Source organism: Pseudomonas sp. GW821-FHT01E05, from assembly GCF_059422425.1.
The window spans coordinates 40,220-56,435 of the sequence record NZ_JBWKWW010000007.1 but is presented as its reverse complement, the minus strand read 5'-3'; the positions used below and the strand labels follow the sequence as shown (position 1 = coordinate 56,435).

General features: G+C 60.2%; 15 protein-coding genes and 2 pseudogenes. 13 read left to right on the top strand and 4 right to left on the bottom strand.

Annotated elements, in window-relative coordinates; genetic code table 11:
• The 3 genes from hpnK to AC07W5_RS16840 are packed head-to-tail and all read left to right on the top strand — an operon-like array spanning position 1 to position 2,761.
• Positions 1 to 825, top strand: coding sequence for a hopanoid biosynthesis-associated protein HpnK (gene hpnK / locus AC07W5_RS16850; RefSeq protein ID WP_494993091.1), 825 nt, complete (start codon positions 1 to 3; stop codon positions 823 to 825).
• The gene (locus AC07W5_RS16845; RefSeq protein ID WP_494992900.1) at positions 822 to 1,823 is read left to right on the top strand and encodes a lysylphosphatidylglycerol synthase domain-containing protein; all 1,002 of its coding nucleotides are present in this window, start codon (positions 822 to 824) and stop codon (positions 1,821 to 1,823) included. The genes hpnK and AC07W5_RS16845 overlap by 4 nt, the downstream gene beginning before the upstream one ends.
• A 44-nt stretch (positions 1,824 to 1,867) precedes the next feature.
• Entirely contained in the window at positions 1,868 to 2,761 is an 894-nt protein-coding gene (locus tag AC07W5_RS16840; RefSeq protein WP_495023869.1) for a ferritin-like domain-containing protein, read from the top strand.
• 3 nt (positions 2,762 to 2,764) lie between these two features.
• Here AC07W5_RS16840 and hpnA read toward each other — a convergent pair whose 3' ends face one another.
• A complete protein-coding gene (gene hpnA / locus AC07W5_RS16835) occupies positions 2,765 to 3,742 on the bottom strand; it encodes a hopanoid-associated sugar epimerase (RefSeq protein ID WP_495023868.1) in 978 nt (325 codons plus the stop codon).
• 327 nt (positions 3,743 to 4,069) lie between these two features.
• On the opposite strand from hpnA, the gene AC07W5_RS16830 reads away from it, so the two are divergent.
• The 5 genes from AC07W5_RS16830 to AC07W5_RS16810 all read left to right on the top strand — a co-directional run bounded on the left by AC07W5_RS16830 (position 4,070) and on the right by AC07W5_RS16810 (position 11,464).
• Positions 4,070 to 5,242 carry a phytoene/squalene synthase family protein gene (locus AC07W5_RS16830; protein ID WP_495023867.1) on the top strand — a complete coding sequence of 391 codons (1,173 nt, stop codon included), beginning with the start codon at positions 4,070 to 4,072 and terminating at the stop codon, positions 5,240 to 5,242.
• Positions 5,239 to 7,218 carry a squalene--hopene cyclase gene (gene shc, locus AC07W5_RS16825; RefSeq protein ID WP_495023866.1) on the top strand — a complete coding sequence of 660 codons (1,980 nt, stop codon included), beginning with the start codon at positions 5,239 to 5,241 and terminating at the stop codon, positions 7,216 to 7,218. Before AC07W5_RS16830 ends, shc begins: the two co-directional genes overlap by 4 nt.
• Entirely contained in the window at positions 7,215 to 7,973 is a 759-nt protein-coding gene (locus AC07W5_RS16820; RefSeq protein ID WP_494992905.1) for a phosphorylase family protein, read from the top strand. Before shc ends, AC07W5_RS16820 begins: the two co-directional genes overlap by 4 nt.
• Positions 7,974 to 8,022: 49 nt before the next feature.
• Positions 8,023 to 10,632, top strand: a complete 2,610-nt coding sequence (locus AC07W5_RS16815) for an MMPL family transporter (RefSeq protein ID WP_495023865.1) — start codon at positions 8,023 to 8,025, stop codon at positions 10,630 to 10,632.
• Positions 10,633 to 10,762: 130 nt separating this feature from the next.
• A complete protein-coding gene (locus AC07W5_RS16810; RefSeq protein WP_495023864.1) occupies positions 10,763 to 11,464 on the top strand; it encodes an MlaA family lipoprotein in 702 nt (233 codons plus the stop codon).
• Between the two features lie 3 nt (positions 11,465 to 11,467).
• Here the strand turns inward: AC07W5_RS16810 and AC07W5_RS16805 are convergent, their stop codons facing one another.
• Positions 11,468 to 11,734 carry a hypothetical protein gene (locus AC07W5_RS16805; protein ID WP_495023863.1) on the bottom strand — a complete coding sequence of 89 codons (267 nt, stop codon included), beginning with the start codon at positions 11,732 to 11,734 and terminating at the stop codon, positions 11,468 to 11,470.
• Positions 11,735 to 11,987: 253 nt separating this feature from the next.
• Between AC07W5_RS16805 and AC07W5_RS16800 the strand changes: the two genes are divergently transcribed.
• Positions 11,988 to 12,401, top strand: a complete 414-nt coding sequence (locus tag AC07W5_RS16800) for a hypothetical protein (protein ID WP_495023862.1) — start codon at positions 11,988 to 11,990, stop codon at positions 12,399 to 12,401.
• 164 nt (positions 12,402 to 12,565) lie between these two features.
• Positions 12,566 to 12,862, top strand: coding sequence for a Rieske (2Fe-2S) protein (locus AC07W5_RS16795; protein WP_494993092.1), 297 nt, complete (start codon positions 12,566 to 12,568; stop codon positions 12,860 to 12,862).
• A 125-nt stretch (positions 12,863 to 12,987) separates the two neighbouring features.
• On the opposite strand, the gene AC07W5_RS16790 is transcribed toward AC07W5_RS16795, so the two are convergent.
• The gene (locus AC07W5_RS16790) at positions 12,988 to 13,647 is read right to left on the bottom strand and encodes an MliC family protein (RefSeq protein ID WP_495023861.1); all 660 of its coding nucleotides are present in this window, start codon (positions 13,645 to 13,647) and stop codon (positions 12,988 to 12,990) included.
• 274 nt (positions 13,648 to 13,921) lie between these two features.
• On the opposite strand from AC07W5_RS16790, the pseudogene AC07W5_RS16785 reads away from it, so the two are divergent.
• The 3 genes and pseudogenes from AC07W5_RS16785 to AC07W5_RS16775 all read left to right on the top strand — a co-directional run.
• Positions 13,922 to 14,032 (top strand): annotated as a pseudogene (locus AC07W5_RS16785) (hypothetical protein); the annotation flags it as partial.
• A gap of 63 nt (positions 14,033 to 14,095) precedes the next feature.
• Positions 14,096 to 14,674 (top strand): S-(hydroxymethyl)glutathione synthase, encoded by a 579-nt coding sequence (gfa, locus tag AC07W5_RS16780; protein ID WP_495023860.1) that lies wholly within the window; start codon positions 14,096 to 14,098, stop codon positions 14,672 to 14,674.
• Positions 14,675 to 15,235: 561 nt separating this feature from the next.
• Positions 15,236 to 15,379: pseudogene (locus tag AC07W5_RS16775) on the top strand (ParA family protein); the annotation flags it as partial.
• A gap of 35 nt (positions 15,380 to 15,414) precedes the next feature.
• Here the strand turns inward: AC07W5_RS16775 and AC07W5_RS16770 are convergent.
• Positions 15,415 to 15,657 (bottom strand): hypothetical protein, encoded by a 243-nt coding sequence (locus tag AC07W5_RS16770; RefSeq protein WP_494992912.1) that lies wholly within the window; start codon positions 15,655 to 15,657, stop codon positions 15,415 to 15,417.
• Positions 15,658 to 16,216: the final 559 nt, after the last annotated feature.

The window sequence follows — 16,216 nt, the reverse complement described above, 5'->3', positions numbered from 1 at the left end:
ATGCGTGTCGGGCGGCCGCGCCTGATCGTCACCGCGGACGACTTTGGGCTGCACACGGCGGTCAACGAGGCTGTCGAACAGGCGTATCGAGAAGGGGTGTTGCGGGCCGCCAGCTTGATGGTGGCGGCGCCCGCAGCGGCCGATGCCGTCGACCGTGCCCGACGTATGCCCGGTCTTGCCATTGGCCTGCACTTGGTACTGGCTGACGGCAAGGCCATGCTGCCAACGGCGAGTATTCCTGATCTGGTGAATGCCCAAGGCTGGTTCGACAGCGCCATGGTGCGCAACGGCTTCCGGTTTTTTTTCCTGCCCCGTGTACGGCGCCAACTGGCCGCCGAGATCCGCGCCCAGTTCGAGGCCTTCGCGGCGACCGGCTTGACGCTAGACCACGTCAATGCGCACAAGCATTTCCATCTGCATCCGACCGTCTTATCACTGTTGCTCTCTATTGGCCGAGACTTCGGACTGCACGCCGTGCGGCTGCCCGCCGAGCCAGGCATGGGACCGTGGCTGCGCCCTTGGCTGGGCTTGATGCGCCAGCGCCTGGAGCGGGCCGGGGTGATCTATAACGATCATGTCTTTGGCCTTCGGCACACCGGCGGCATGGACGAGGGCGTGCTGCTGGAGATGTTGCAGCAGTTGCCCAGCGGTCTTTCGGAATTGTATTTGCACCCGGCGGTTCACGGCGGGTTGACGGCCGGCATGGCCGACTACCGCCATGCCGACGAACTGGCGGCGCTGTTGTCACCACGGGTGCGCAGCGCCATCGAAGGTTGCTGCCAGTTGTGCCACGGTTTCTGCGATCCGGCGGCGGCTGCAGCATGAAACGGCTCAGCTACCTTGCCGGGCTGCTTGGGCTGGCGGCAATCATTTATATGGTGGTGCATGAGGACGGGGCCGCCATTCTCGGTGCCCTCGACCATGCCGGCTGGGCCTTGCTGTGGCTGCTGCCTTTTCATGCATTGCCGTTGCTGCTGGATGTACTGGGCTGGCGCATGCTGCTGGCACCGCGTGACCCGCAACGACGCGCCGGTGTCTGGGCCCTGTTCTGGATCGCCGCCATTCGCGAAGCCTGTAACCGACTCTTGCCGGTGGTTAACATCGGCGGCGAGATCGTCGGCATCCGGCTGGTCAAATGGCGCGGCATCGACGGTGCAGCCGCCACCGCCAGCATCGTCATCGAAGTCTTGCTGACCCTGGTCAACCAGTACCTATTCACCGCGCTGGGCATCGTGTTGCTGATTGCGTTGACCCATCAGGTGGGCGCGCTGGACTCGCTGTTGATTGCCTTGGCCGCCAGCTTGCCGCTGCCGTTCGGGTTGTTCATGTTGCTGCGCCACGGCCAGGTGTTCTCGCGTCTGGAGGGGGTGGCGGAGAAAGTCCTTGGCGGTCGCAATCGCCTGACCGAACTGATCGACGGTTCTAATCTGGACCAGGATATTCGCGCGCTTTGTGCCAGCCCGATGCGGCTGATCGGCGCCGGTGCCTGGCAGTTTGCCGGGTTCTTGCTGGGCAGCGTCGAGACCTGGCTGGCGCTGCACCTGCTGGGTTATTCGATCAGCGTTTGGGATGCCATCGCCATCGAAGCGGTGACCCAGGCCCTGCGCCACATCATCTTCATCGTGCCCGCCGGTCTGGGGGTGCAGGAGGGCGGTCTGATCCTGTTCGGCAGCATGATAGGAGTTCCGCCTGATGTCAGTCTGGCGCTGTCACTGGTCAAGCGCATGCGCGAGGTGGGGGTTGGCGTGCCGGCGCTGATTTACTGGCACTGGATGGAAGTGCGCCGTCAGGCAGGACGGCAGTGCGATCAAGCTGCGCAATGATGCCCGACTGTTTATAGCGTTGAGTGACGAGAGGAGAATGTCCGATGCTTGGCAATGCCCTCACAGACGCTGCCGATCACGCCATGCGCCACTGGCGGGGCGAGGAGCCCGGCCGGATCAGGATCGGCTCCGAGGCGCATAAGCGATTGTTCTGTCGCATGCTGCTGGACACCCACAATCCCTACAAGCCCGCGGTAATGGTCTGGCCCGAACTGAGCCCCGACGTGTTGCAGCGCATTACGTCACTGCCGATCTGGGACATCGCCGTGCAGACCGAGGGGCGCGCGCAGCTGCAAGTGCAGACCTACTCCAATACGGTGAAGGACCCGCTGCTGCGTGAGGCGCTGAACATGGATGGCGGCGAAGAAGCGCGCCACAAGGTGGTGCTCGGCAAACTGGTCGAGGCCTACGGCATTCCCCTGGAGCCGGAACCGGACTATCTGGTGCCCAAGGACCCCGAATGGGGGTGGCTGGTGACCGGCTACAGCGAGTGCATCGACAGTTTCTTTGCCTTTGGCCTGTTCGAGTCGGCCAAGCTGACCGGTTACTTTCCGGCGGAACTGGTGGACACCTTCGAACCGGTGATCCAGGAGGAGGCCCGGCACATCCTGTTTTTCGCCAACTGGGTCGCCTGGTACCGGCGTCAGTTGCCGTGGTGGCGACGCGTGGCCTTTGAGTTCAAGGTTGCTCGCGTCTGGGCTTTCCTGATCTGGGAGCGCATCGGCATCGCCAAGGGGCTGGACAGCAACGACGAAATGCAGGACGCCAACTTCACCCTCACCGGGCATCAGCAGATCGGCCTGGATCTCAAGTTGCCCGAGTTGCTGGACCTGTGTCTAGCCGAGGATCGGCGGCGGATGGACGGCTACGATAAGCGCTTGCTGCGTCCGACCTTTGTACCGGGACTCGCGCGTCTGGCACGCCGGTTCATGCGTTGATGGCTACCGGTGCTGCTCGAACCACCTGACCGCATCTTCCAGTGCCAGGCGGGCAGGGCCTGGGGCATAACCGAGCTCGCGCTCGGCCTTGGCGCTGGAGAAGAACATGCGTTTTTTGGACATGCGAACTTCCTCCACGGTGGCAATCGGCTGGGTGCCGGTCAGCCGTGCCCAGGCTTCTGCCAGATGAGCCACCGGCATGACCACGGCATGCGGCAATCGCCAGCGCGGCGGAGCCCGCCCGGCAATGTCGGCGATCTCGATCAACAGGTCGCGCAGGCTGAGATTATGGCCACCCAGGATATAGCGTTCGCCCACCACGCCACGCTGGAACGCCAGCCAGTGGCCCTCCGCGACATCGTCCACATGCACGACGTTGAGGCCGGTATCGACGTAGGCGGGCAAGCGCCCCGCGATGGCGTCGCGCACGATCCGGCCGGTGGGGGTGGGTTTGATGTCGCGCGGTCCGATCGGGGACGAGGGGTTGACGATCACCACCGGCAGCCCCTCGGCGGCAAGCTCCCGGACCAGCGCCTCGGCGAGGAACTTGGAACGCTTGTAGTGTCCGATCATGTCGCCCAGTGTCACCGAGGTGTTCTCGTCACCGGGGCGGCCATCCCCGGGATTGCCAAGGGTGGCGACGCTACTGGTATAGACGATACGTGGCACACCAGCCAGCCTGGCCGCTTCGAGTATTGCCCGCGTGCCGTCGACGTTGGTCTGATAGAGCTGCGCGGGAATTGGCGCCCACAGTCGGTAATCGGCCGCCACGTGGAACAGAGCGTCGCAGTCATCACAGGCGCGCTGCAGCGAAGTCGGTTGGGTGAGATCCCCTTCGATGACTTGCACATTCAGATTGTGCAGGTTGCGACGATCCGAGGTCGCCCGCACCAGCACCCGAACATGGTGGTCATCTCGCAGGAGGCGTCGCACTACGGCCGAGCCGACAAAGCCAGTGGCTCCGCTCACCAGTATTTTCACGGCACTACCATCGGTAAATAATCCTTGAGTTCTCTGCCAGAGCTTGCTGTGGGAAGAGGATACTGAAATTTCCAAACAGTTCGTTTTTCAGTATGGACCAAATTTTCCTACTATATTGTTGCCAGAGGATTGTGCGAAAAGAGAGCCCTGAGCAACAGGGTTCAGGCGCGTCTGCCAGGCAGGCAAACGCCTCGCATCGCATCCTTGGGGGTAGAACACTGATTTCGGAAGCGTGACATTGGCCGCGTCTGATAGGCGCGCCCTTGTTTTTCGGTCGGGGGCTATTTCCGACCGTCCCTAACTCTACAAAAAGAGGAAGGCTAAGGCATGCCTATGATCGAATCCCAGCCGGCCACTGAGGCCACCGAAAGCGCTGCCGACGCATACCAAAACGCCATTCTGCCCAAAGTATCCAGAACCTTTGCACTCACCATTCCCCAATTGCCGCCGGCCTTACGCCGTGCAGTCACCAATGCGTACCTGCTATGCCGTGTCGCCGACACCATCGAAGACGAGCCGGCCCTGTCTGCCGAGCAGAAGTTGCGTTACGAGGATGGGTTCATCGATGCCGTCACTGGCCGCATCGACCCGCAGCGCTTCGCGGCCGAACTGGCGCCGCTGTTTTCACAGGAGACCTTGCTGGCCGAGCGCGAGCTGGTCAGCCAGTTGCCGCTGGTGCTGCAAGTCACTCAGGACTTGAAGCCAGCGCAGCGCCTGGCGATTATCAAATGCCTGAAAATCATGTCCCACGGCATGCGCGACTTTCAGTGCTGCGTGGGGCAGCAAGGACTGGAAACGCTGCGCGATCTGGATTGCTACTGCTACTGCGTGGCCGGCGTGGTGGGCGAAATGCTCACCGAGTTGCTCATCGATTTCGATCCTTCCGTGGCCAGCCAACGGGAGCGGCTGATGCGTCTGGCGGTGTCCTTCGGCCAGGGCCTGCAGATGACCAATATCCTCAAGGACCAATGGGAAGACTACAGCCATGGCGTGTGCTGGCTGCCACAGGATGTCTTCGCCCGGTATGGCGTGCATCTGGCAGACATGCAGGCGGGTCAGGAGGGTCAGGAGGGTCAGAAGGGGGCGATGTCCGAATTGATCGGCGTGGCCCATGCCCACCTGCGCAACGCGCTGGAGTACACGCTGGCCATTCCGATCGAGCAGGCGGGGTTCCGCCGTTTTTGCCTGTGGAGCATCGGCCTGGCCGTCATGACGCTGCGCAAGTTGCAGCAAAACCTCAATTTTCGCGCCGGTGAGCAAGTCAAGATCTCACACAAAACGGTGGCCAGTATCATCGCGCTCACCCGATTGAGTGGGAACTCCAACAGCGGTTTGCGCTGGCTGTTCGAAACGGCCGCCCGCAAGCTTCCATTGACACTGCTGTCTGCAGAGTGGAATGCCCCCTCGGGGGGGAAAATCAATTGGCCGAAAAGTGCCATTCCCTATTGCACCGAAACGATCTGGTGCACCTCCACCGACACCGATGATGTGCAGCCATGAGGGAGTGTTCCGCCTCTATTGACGCTGTCGTTGGCAACAGCGCGCGGGTACCCGAAACCACTGTGTTGGATTCGGCCATTGCCCGTGCGCGTGCTGCGCTGTTGGCACGTCAACGTGCTGATGGCCACTGGTGTTTCGAGCTGGAGTCCGACTGCACGATCACCGCCGAATACATCCTGATGATGCATTTCACGGATGAGATCGACGAGGTATTGCAGGAAAAGATGGCCCGCTACCTGCGTTCGACTCAGGTCCTCGAGGGCCATGGCGGGTGGCCACAGTATGTGGGCGGTGCGATCGATCTGTCGTGCACGGTCAAGGCGTATTACGCACTCAAGGTCGCTGGCGACGCGCTCGATACGCCACACCTGTGCCGTGCCCGGGAAGCGATACTGGCGCTGGGTGGCGCCGCCAAAACCAATGTGTTTACGCGCATCCTGCTGGCGATGTTCGAGCAGGTGCCCTGGCGCGCGGTCCCTTATTTGCCGGTCGAGATCATGTTGTTTCCGCGCTGGGCGCCTCTGCACATCGAGAAGACCTCATACTGGGCACGGACGACCCTGGTGCCCTTGACCATCCTCTGTTCGCTCAAGGCCCGTGCGATCAATCCCGGGCGAGTCAGTATTCGTGAGCTGTTCGTTACCCCGCCGGAACAGGAGCGTAACTATTTTCTCCGTGGTGGCCTGTTGAACCGGCTGTTCCTCGGGCTGGACAAGCTGGGGCGCGGACTCGATCGCTGGATGCCGGGGGGGCTGCGCCGGCGTGCAATCCGCAAGGCGGAAGCCTGGTTCCTGCCGCGCTTGAATGGCGAGGATGGCCTCGGGGCCATTTTTCCGCCGATGGTCAATAGCTACGAAGCGATGATCCTGCTCGGCTACCCCAAGGATCACCCGGCCCGGCATACGTGTTTGCGTTCGATCCAAAAACTGGTCGTCCATCGCGCCGACGGATCAGCGTATTGCCAGCCATGCGTTTCGCCGGTGTGGGATACCGGCTGGAGTGCAATGGCCTTGATTCACAGCGATGACAACACGGCGACCGAGGCGGCCATCGTGCGGGCCTGCGACTGGCTGGTGCAGCGACAGGAGCTGGAATGCAAGGGCGACTGGGTGGCGCGTTCACCCCGGGCGGCGCCGGGTGGCTGGGCCTTTCAGTACGCCAACGCCTACTACCCCGACATTGACGACACCGCGTTGGTGGCGGCGTTGTTGCACGTGCTGGATCGCCGCTGCGGTCAGCCCGGACACTATCGCCAGAGCATCGATCGGGCCACGGACTGGATGCTGGCCTTGCAGTCGAAGAACGGTGGCTTTGCGGCCTTCGACGCAGACAACACGTATTACTACCTCAACGCGATTCCCTTCGCCGACCATGGCGCACTGCTTGACCCGCCGACCGAGGATGTCTCTGGCCGTGTGGCCGCGTGCCTCGGCGTGCTGGGGCGCGATCAGGACCGTGGCGGCCTGCGTCGCTGCGTCGATTATCTGCGCGCCACCCAGCGGGCCGACGGCAGTTGGTGGGGGCGGTGGGGCAACAATTACATCTACGGCACCTGGAGCGCGCTGTCTGGACTGGCGCTGGCAGGTGAGGATCTCCAGCAACCTTATTTGCGCAAGTCCGTGGACTGGCTGCGCACGCGGCAGCACGATGACGGCGGGTGGGGCGAGAGCAATGACAGCTACATCGACCCGAGCCTGGCCGGCACCAACGGTGGCGTCAGTACACCTCACTCGACCGCGTGGGCGGTGTTGGCCCAGCTGGCGATGGGCGAGGTCAAGTCCGATTCGGTGCGCAGCGGCATCCAATGGCTGCTCGCCTGCCAGCAGCATGAAGGACTCTGGTCTCATCCCTCGCACAACGCACCCGGTTTTCCACGGGTGTATTACCTCAAATATCACGGCTACGCTGCGTATTTCCCGCTGTACGCGTTGGCCCGTTTTCGACACCTGCTCAGCCAGTCAAGGGCGCAAAGGTGAGACTGCACTCGCTGGGTATCGTGGTGGCATTGAAGGCTGAAGCGGCTGCGTTGACGACCCAGACAGTACACCCCGACTGCATCGTGCCCCTGTCAGAGGGCTGCGGTCTGTGGCTCAGCGGCATGGGGCAGGACGCTGCTCGCAAGGCGGCGCTGGCCTTGGCCGATGCCGGGGCTCAGGCGCTGGCGACATTCGGTGTTGCCGGTGCTCTGAATGGCAGCTTGCGCACCGGCATGTTGCTCTGTCCGCACAGCGTACTCGACGAGCAGGGGCATATTTACCCGGTGGATCCTGTTTGGCGCGACCGATTGCAGCGGCGACTGACCGACGCGGCATTGCCGACGGTGTTTGATGTCACCTTGCTCAGCCTGCCCGGACCGCTCTCCACCGCCGCGGCAAAAATGGCCGCGCAGCAGCGCTACACCGCAGCGGCGGTGGATATGGAAAGCGCGGCGGTGGCGGCGGTGGCGGCGAGTCGCGATCTGCCATTCATCGTGCTCAGGGCCGTCATCGATGAACGCGATGATGAACTCCCCGAGGCGTTGCAGGCTGTGATTGATCCTTGGGGTCGACCCCGCGTGCCGCAACTGATCGTGACCTTGGCCCGCCGCCCCTGGTTGCTGGCTGGTTTGCCCGGACTCTCATCACGCATGAACAGGGCCATCGGTGCATTGCGCGCAGCCGCGACGGCAGCCCGAACCTGGAAGCGCGAACCTCCTTGCGGTGTACAACGACATGATAAAAGCCGTCGCTGAATCCTCCGCGTCCGTCAGTCGCACTCGGCGTCTACGCAATAAGCTGGTCATGACCAGCATCGCGCAGCGCTGCATCGTGTGGCTGGTGGATGCCAGTGGTCGTCACCCGGTTATTGTCCTGCTGTTGGCGATAGTGCTGGCGGCGGCGAGTCTGATGGGCGCCGCCACACGCCTAAGTATCGATACGGATTCTGATCACCTGTTTTCCGCAGACCTGCCGTGGCGTCAGCAGAGCCTGGTGTTCGCCGGCCTGTTCCCGCAGTTCAGCGATACCCTCATCACCGTCGTGCATGCACCAACGGTGGAGGAGGCGCGTGAAAATGCCCTCACATTGGCCAATGGTCTGGCGGCCGACCCGCGCCACATACGCTCGGTGTCCACGCCAGGCATCAGCCCATTCTTCGACCGCGAAGGCTTGATGCTGCAGTCGTCCAGTGATTTATTCGACGTCCTCGACAGCATGGTGCAGGGCAGTCAGCTACTGGATCCGCTGGCCAGCGATCCCTCCGCCCGTGGCCTGCTCAAGGGCCTGAATATGCTGGTCGAAGGCGTGAGCTACGGCATGGGCGACTACCTCTCAACCTACGATTCCGCGCTGGGCAACATTGCCAAGACTCTGGACGACAGCCTGAATGGGCAGGCTTCGCCGTTGTCCTGGCAGGCGTTGTTGACACCCCAGCTGGTTGGTCATAGCGGCGGTCTGGAACTGGTGCTGATCCAACCGGTGCTCGACCACGATGCCCTCGAACCTGGCCAGGACGCCACTCAGGCGATGCTGAACATCGTTGCCAACCTGCCCGATGTGAAAGCAGGGCGGGTCCGAGTGAATTACACCGGTTCGGTGCCATTGTCCGATGAGGAGTTTCGCTCCCTGACCGACCGAGCGGCACCCATCACCATCGGCAGTGCGCTATTGGTGATTTTCTGGCTGGTATTGGCCCTGCGTTCCTGGCGACTGATTGTGCCGGTGTTGCTGACCCTGGCCGTGGGCCTGGTCTACACGTTGGGCTTCGCCGCGTTCGCGGTTGGCCGCCTGAACCTGGTCTCGGTTGCCTTCGCGGTGCTGTTCATTGGCCTTGCTGTCGATTTTGGTATCCAGTTCGGTGTGCGCTTTCAGGCACTGCAGCGCGGCGACCGAGATTTCGCCGACACCCTGCACCTAACGGGCCTTCAGGTCGGCGGGCAAATCGGCCTGGCCGCGTCGGCAACCGCCTGCGGTTTCCTGGCCTTCGCACCGACCCCTTTCAGCGGCATGGCCGAACTGGGCATCATCGCCGGCGTCGGCATGCTGTTGGCGCTGGTGTGTACCTTGACGGTATTGCCCGCGCTGCTGGGCCTGCTGGCAAAGGGACCGCAGCACACTGACGTCGTGCTGCCCGGTGGCACGGCGGCCGATAGCTGGTTGGCACATCGCCGGATGCCGGTGCTGGTGGTTTTCGCGTTGCTGGCGGTGGCCGGCCTGTGGAGCACCGTCAGCATGCCCTTCGACGCCAATCCGCTGCATACCAAGCGCGCGGACAGCGAGGCCATGCAGACCTTGAGCGCGCTGATGAACGACCCGAACACCAACCCGTTCACCCTGAACGTGCTGGCGGCGGATCTACCGACCGCTCGCCGTCTAAGTGAACGTCTCGGTGCGCTGCCCGAAGTCGCGCAGGTGGTTTCAGGCTCGGACTTCGTTCCCGAGGGCCAGGACGACAAGCTCGAACAGATCAAGCAGGCGTCGGACCTGATGTATTCGGTACTGAGTCCCCACGCGCTGAGACCGCCCGCCACGGTCGCCGAGTTGCGCGCCACTGCACGTGACACCAGCGCCGCGATTACCAGCGTCTCCGGCGACGTGCCGCCAAATGCGCCGTTGCTGCACATTGGTCAGTCACTGGGCCGGTTGGCGCAGGCACCGGACAGCGTTCTGCTGGCGGCCAACCAATCACTGGCGCGGTTTTTGCCGCAGACGTTCAAGGCGCTGAATGACTCGCTTTCCGCTCAACGCATCACCCTGCAGCGGCTGCCGGACGAACTCAAACGTGACTGGTTTACTGCCGACGGTCGGGTGCGGATACAACTGACGCCGGGCGATCAGGCGCAAACGACCGCCGGGCTACGCCGGTTCGTCGAGGCGGTTCATGCGGTGGCACCCCTGGCCGTCGGCTCGGCGTTCGATACCGTCAAGTCGGCCGACACGGTCCTGGAGGCGTTTGAGCAGGCCGCTGTCTATGCCACGCTGGCCATCGCTGTGGTGCTGATGGTGGCCCTGCGGCGGGTCCGCGACACCGTTCTGGTGATGGTTACCTTGTTGATGTCGGCCTTGCTGACGGCACTGCTGATACGCTTGCTCGGCCTGTCGATCAACTTCGCCAACATCATTGCATTGCCGTTGTTGCTGGGCGTCGGCGTGTCCTTCAACGTCTATTTCGTGATGAACTGGCGCAGTGGCATGCGCCAGTTCCTGGGATCGCCCACCGCGCACGCGATCTTGTTTTCGGCGCTGACCACCGGCACTGCGTTCGGCTGCCTGGCCATCGCCCGCCATCCTGGTACAGCCAGCATGGGCCTGGTGTTGCTGCTGAGCCTGTTCGCCGTGCTGCTGTCGACCTTCGTGTTTCTGCCGGCCTTGTTGTATAGCCTATCCGTGCCTGACCGGTCACAGCCTCAATGACGTATAGAGCGTTTAAGGGGAGGGGTACGAGTATTTTCAGCCCAATACTTTGCCTGAGATCCTGACAGAAGGCCTTATACTCGCTCGAGTCGCTGAGCATAGCGTCCCCCATTTCGCAGGAGTTCCGGCTATGCCCGTGACCGGCGCACGCCTTACCAGTCGTCTGACCCAGCTGTGCTTCGTTGCCGGGGCCGCTCTGGTTCCCATCGCCGCTCACGCGGCTGATGACGACCCGTGGGAAGACGTCAATCGCGTTATCTACCGCTTCAACGACACCCTCGACACCTACACACTGAAGCCGTTGGCGAAGGGGTATCAGTTCATCACGCCGCAGTTTCTGGAGGACGGCATCCATAACATGTTCAGGAACATCGGCGACATTGGTAACTTTGCCAACGATGTTTTGCAGGGCAAAGCTCATGCCGCAGGTGTCGACACCGCTCGTTTGCTGTTGAACACCACGCTGGGTGTGGCGGGCTTCTTCGACGTCGGTACCAAGATGGGCTTGCAGCGCAATGATGAAGACTTCGGCTTGACCCTCGGGCACTGGGGTGTACCGACCGGTCCGTACGTGATGCTGCCGTTGCTGGGGCCTAGCACGGTGCGCGATGGCATCGCCAAGTACCCGGACACCTACACCGCACCGTACCGCTACATGAACGATATCCCTGCCCGTAATACCGCCTTCGCGGTCGAGACCGTCGACACCCGCGCCAGTTACCTGTCGGGCGAGAAAGTGATCACCGGCGATAAATACACCTTCATCCGCAACGCCTTCTTGCAGAGCCGCGAGTTCAAGGTCAAGAACGGTAAGGTGGAGGACGACTTCTAGGCATCAAACTCCCTGTCCGGTATCCATAACGCTGACATCAAGCGATCGGGATATCGGACAGGTAACCTGCGCTCGATGGCGCGTAGGCGTTGTCTTAAACCAGGTTCTCTCGAATCCTCGAATCCAGCGGTCAACATTTGTTACTTCGATATCCTGCTGGGCATTGAACGACAGTGCCTGATCCCAGGCGACGCCATTGCCTTCGGCAAACACCACGCGATATTTCTTGATGGTGTCGGTGGGGGCTTGAGCCAATTCAGCCTTCAGCATCGGAATACCCAGCCTTTATCGATCAATACGCGCGAGATTGTTCTTGATTCGCAAACACTGAAGTCGCTGAGAATGGAATTGTTGGGGTAGTGACGGGCTTGTAGCCTGCATTACGCCGAACGCTACGATCTGCCAAGGATCGAGTGGAGCCCAAGCCAGGGTCCATCAAGACAGACTCCTTCTTGTCATACCTTGTTTTTGGACTTTTGCCCTTTCGGGGGGTTGGCTCCTAATAAAAATAAGGAAGGCAGGTATGAGTATTCGTGCATGGGCATGTGCAGCAACGCTGTTCGCTCCCGTTCTGGGTGCGGGTGTTTTATTTCCCTCGATGGCTTCGGCGGCGGGCGATCCGATGGGCTCGCTGGTTCGCGGGATTTTCGGCGATAGCCTTGAGCGCGAACATGGCATCAAGGTCTACGGCTGGGGCCAGGTGGGTGCGAGCTACAACAACGGCACGGATGACGTCAGCAAACAAAACTTCTTCAGCTCCGACGAAGGCGCGAACCTCAACCAGTTCGCCCTTGCCGTGGAAAAGAAACCCAAGAGCAACCTGATTGGTCGGGTAGGGCCGTTCCCGGGACCCATGCCGCAAGAGGCTGACTGGGGTTTCAACGTCACGACGCTATACGGCAAGGATGCGCGCTTCTTCAAGACGAGTGTCGACTGATGAATGCCATGAATAATCCCGCGCTCACCTATCGCGTACAAAGGACGACCACCAGCAGCATGATTGGGCTGTCGTTGCTGGGCATCTGTGTTTTGGTATTGATCAGTGCGCCATTCTGGGCGGATCGTTCAAGCCTGCGGTTGGTAGCGGAGTTCGCCTATTACCTGGCCCTGGGTCTGCCCGAACACCAGCAGCTACATCCCGCCGGGCTGGTTGCGGTGCGGCAAGGCGAGCAGGTGTGGGTCTACATCAACCGATGCCCACATTTCTCGGTGCCGCTGGACTATCGTCCGCAAGCATTCTGCACGTATCGCGGCAAGGTCCTGATGTGCGCTCACCATAGCGCAATGTTTCGTTTTGAAGACGGGCATTGCATCGACGGACCCTGCAAAGGCGCGCAGTTGGAACCAGTGCCTGTGCGATGGGCTGAAAATCGATTGGTCATGGACGTCAACTGTTAGCGGCGACATCTGCTCGGTTCCTCAACCGGGACATTAAGTGCATCAGTCTTGCAACTGCGGAGCCGACTTCACTCTTCACGATCGATCTGACGGAAATTGTGTATACCGTACTTGCGCCAGAGAAATCAGCCGACCGGCTCGGCCGTACAACTCATTTCCCCAGAGCCTGGTTTCTGGAAAAATACCACGTTGCCGCTTTGCCAGAAGCTGTAGTTCCCCTGGTAATCCTTGCCGGTGTAATGGGTTCCCGAATCACTCTGCACCTGGCTCAGGGTGATCGAGGTGTTCGCCCATTTCAGGTACACGACGCCAGGCTGCGTGCTAAAGAAGGTGGCGGCAATCAGCGCGTTAAACCCTGTACAACGAAAAGCCAGGGGGCCTTCGGTGAGTCTGTCTGGATCCTTGGTTCTCACAATCGCCGAGCCTTGGCGTAGCTGGTGCGCGCGCTCGGCATAACTTCGGATCGTGCACGCCTTGGGCGCAGGCTCGGAGGCACACTGATTGCGGGCCTCGATCCAGAACTGCTGGTCGATCATGACTTTGTCTGGACGCGGTACTGAATGTTCATCCGTGAGCGCCAGGCGATAAAGACGCGTCAGTTCGATATCCATCTGGGCCAGTTGGGGATCGCGACAGATAAGCTTTTCGACGGATGCCCTTGCCTTGGCGCAGTCGAAGCTGGTCTTGAAAGTTCGCGAAAGGGACGCAGCATTTGCACAGGTGCTCGTCCCCGCGCACACGCTGACAGCGAGCAGACAGGTGAAAAGGGCCATGACCGTTTTCATGTTGGATTCACCCAGATCATTACGTGATGCCCTGATTACCGTGGGACCTATCGATCCGTTAAACAGTCATTCGTTCGCATTGGGTGCATCCGCAGTGTAAGTCAGTGCTCAAAACTTGTCACACCGCCCGGCGGCCGACACGCTGGAGAAGCAACTGACGCAGCTTCGTCGGGCTCCCGTCGCCAAGCGCAAGAGGCGGGTCGGAAAACCCACGGCGTCGAAGAGCGCTCCCTGAGGGTGTTCCTTCTAAAACAGGCGCTGATACAGAACGTGCGAAATCGGTCTGGCTCCCTTCGTCACTCATACCATGCCACTTGAACGTATCAATGAGAGCTTCAATCTGATGCATGAAGGTAAATCGGTCCGCACCGTTGTCAAATACTGATGTGTGCCCTGGAGCTCAGGCTCCAGATACAGTTCGAATACTCCCTGATACTGGAGGTTTATCGTGAGCAACTTGAAGCTTCATCCTTCACTGGATAACGGAATAGAGCCAAGCGCTGCAAACTTCTCTGGAGGTACCCTGCAATGCCTGTGTCCGACCGATAAGGTTGAAATCAGGATTGACGCCCAGACCCTGCACAATCACGCCTGTGGCTGCAGCAAATGCTGGAAGCCCGCAGGTGCGAAATTCGCGGTCATTGCAGTTGTTCCACGCGATAAAGTCAGCGTCACCGCGAACGCTGAGAAGCTGGTCATCGTCGACGAGCGCGCGACTATTCAACGACATGCCTGCAAAGAGTGCCATGCACATATGTACGGCCGCATCGAAAATAAAGACCACGCGTTCTATGGCCTGGACTTCGTGCATACCGAGCTTTCTCCGCAAAAAGGTTGGGCTGCACCGGGCTTTGCAGCCTTCGTTTCGTCGATCATCGAAACCGGCACACCGCCGGAGGACATGAAGGGAATTCGCGAAAAACTGCGCGCGCTTGGTTTGGAACCTTATGATTGCTTGTCGCCAGATCTGATGGACGTATTGGCTACGCAAGTGGCGAAGTTGAATGGTGTTTTGGCATCCAGTTAAACCCCATTTGCCGAATGTACTATTTGGCACGAGCCACCTTGGCTGAACCATTAGTGCAACGCCCTTCACCCATATCCGTTTCAGGTGAAGGGCGTTGCGTTCAAGCACCATTTTTCCGGATAAGGGCGGTGTTTTGATGGGCATGATGGCGAGGAATCATCATTAATAAGATGATGAATATGCAAGGAATTCCCATTGCTCCGGCGAGCAATATTCGCATTCGTAATGCTGGGTATGGAAGGCGAGGGGGACGCAGCATTTGCACAGGTGCTCGTCGCCGCGCACACGCTGGCAGCGAGCAGACAGGTGAAAAGGGCCGTGACCGTTTTCATGTGGGCTTCACCCAAATCATTACCGCCCGGCGGCGGCTGGGTTGTAGGAGGGAGCTGTAACGCACAACAAATGTTGATTGATGGATCGGATGGCAGGGCAGGCCTCCAAGCTGAAGAGTAACGATGTACTCCAGTGGAAAAAGCGATGGACAGTGAGATAAAGCAGCTTTGGCTGCGAGAGAAAGCCCGGCGGAGCCCAGCCAGTAAGAGAAGCCTGGGACGGGTCGTAGAAACGCAATACGACAATTTACACCTGATCACCGCCAGCCCAGAGTTTTCAGACCTGCAACCGACGCTCGAAGCTAAATTCAAAATCAACAAGCTTCGCCGCTTGCTGGTTGAGCCATCGGAAGACTACGAGTGCATCTACGTTACCGGGCGGAACACCTTTCTATTCGTCATTCGCGCTCACGCGGGCTTCACTTTCTCCTCTATCTGCCGCACCGCCTCCGCATCAGCCCGGAGAAGCTTTAACTTCAGTTTTTCGAAGTCTTCGCTGTTCACCCAATCAATACGCCATAGCATGTACAGCATGCCCTGAGCCTTGTACAACGCTTCCAGGCGCTCGGCATGATTGTCAGTTCGGCGTATGTCATCTGTCGCTTCCTCCAGGTCATCCAGGGCCTGCGCTCTGTTCTTGCCATAGCTCATGATGGGACTCCTGATATGTTGTATTGCTCACCGCCTTGGTCACGATAATACGGTCGCCTCCCGGATTATTCTGGCCACCGCATGGCTTATGCAATGTTACGTACAAATCCCTGGTGCAGCGCTGCATGACCTCATCGAACGACACAACCACTTGTTCATAATCATAGCGCCGGTCATGGGCAGCCGGCTGGCCAATGACGGGTGAGGAAGGTGAAGTCAGTCATTCAGACGCCTCGAGAAAGCAGTACCCGGAAGTAATTTTCCGAAACGGGGAACAATTTCCCGGTTTCGCATAATTAGTTCCTCGAATTTCGGAAAATTACTTCCGGGTACTGCAGCGGGAGAGTGAGACTACCGAACTGCTGCCGCACAGGTGAGCGCCGGTTTAACCATGAAAGGTGTGTTGGCCGGACGCTTGGTGCGCCAGTTAAAGCTGGCGGAGGATCGTCGATGAAAGTTCGATACTGGTAAGAAATGGCGAATCAACCAGACCCCGAGTCATGCATGTTGCACCGTGAGGTACAGGGTGAAGCGTTGACAGGGGAAACCGATGGGCCAG

Coding starts and splice junctions, on each gene's coding strand:
- hpnK (WP_494993091.1), top strand. CDS start 1: ATGCGTGTCGGGCGGCCGCGCCTGATCGTCACCGCGGACGACTTTGGG.
- AC07W5_RS16845 (WP_494992900.1), top strand. CDS start 822: ATGAAACGGCTCAGCTACCTTGCCGGGCTGCTTGGGCTGGCGGCAATC.
- AC07W5_RS16840 (WP_495023869.1), top strand. CDS start 1,868: ATGCTTGGCAATGCCCTCACAGACGCTGCCGATCACGCCATGCGCCAC.
- AC07W5_RS16830 (WP_495023867.1), top strand. CDS start 4,070: ATGCCTATGATCGAATCCCAGCCGGCCACTGAGGCCACCGAAAGCGCT.
- shc (WP_495023866.1), top strand. CDS start 5,239: ATGAGGGAGTGTTCCGCCTCTATTGACGCTGTCGTTGGCAACAGCGCG.
- AC07W5_RS16815 (WP_495023865.1), top strand. CDS start 8,023: ATGACCAGCATCGCGCAGCGCTGCATCGTGTGGCTGGTGGATGCCAGT.
- AC07W5_RS16810 (WP_495023864.1), top strand. CDS start 10,763: ATGCCCGTGACCGGCGCACGCCTTACCAGTCGTCTGACCCAGCTGTGC.
- AC07W5_RS16805 (WP_495023863.1), bottom strand. CDS start 11,734: ATGCTGAAGGCTGAATTGGCTCAAGCCCCCACCGACACCATCAAGAAA.
- AC07W5_RS16800 (WP_495023862.1), top strand. CDS start 11,988: ATGAGTATTCGTGCATGGGCATGTGCAGCAACGCTGTTCGCTCCCGTT.
- AC07W5_RS16790 (WP_495023861.1), bottom strand. CDS start 13,647: ATGAAAACGGTCATGGCCCTTTTCACCTGTCTGCTCGCTGTCAGCGTG.
- AC07W5_RS16770 (WP_494992912.1), bottom strand. CDS start 15,657: ATGAGCTATGGCAAGAACAGAGCGCAGGCCCTGGATGACCTGGAGGAA.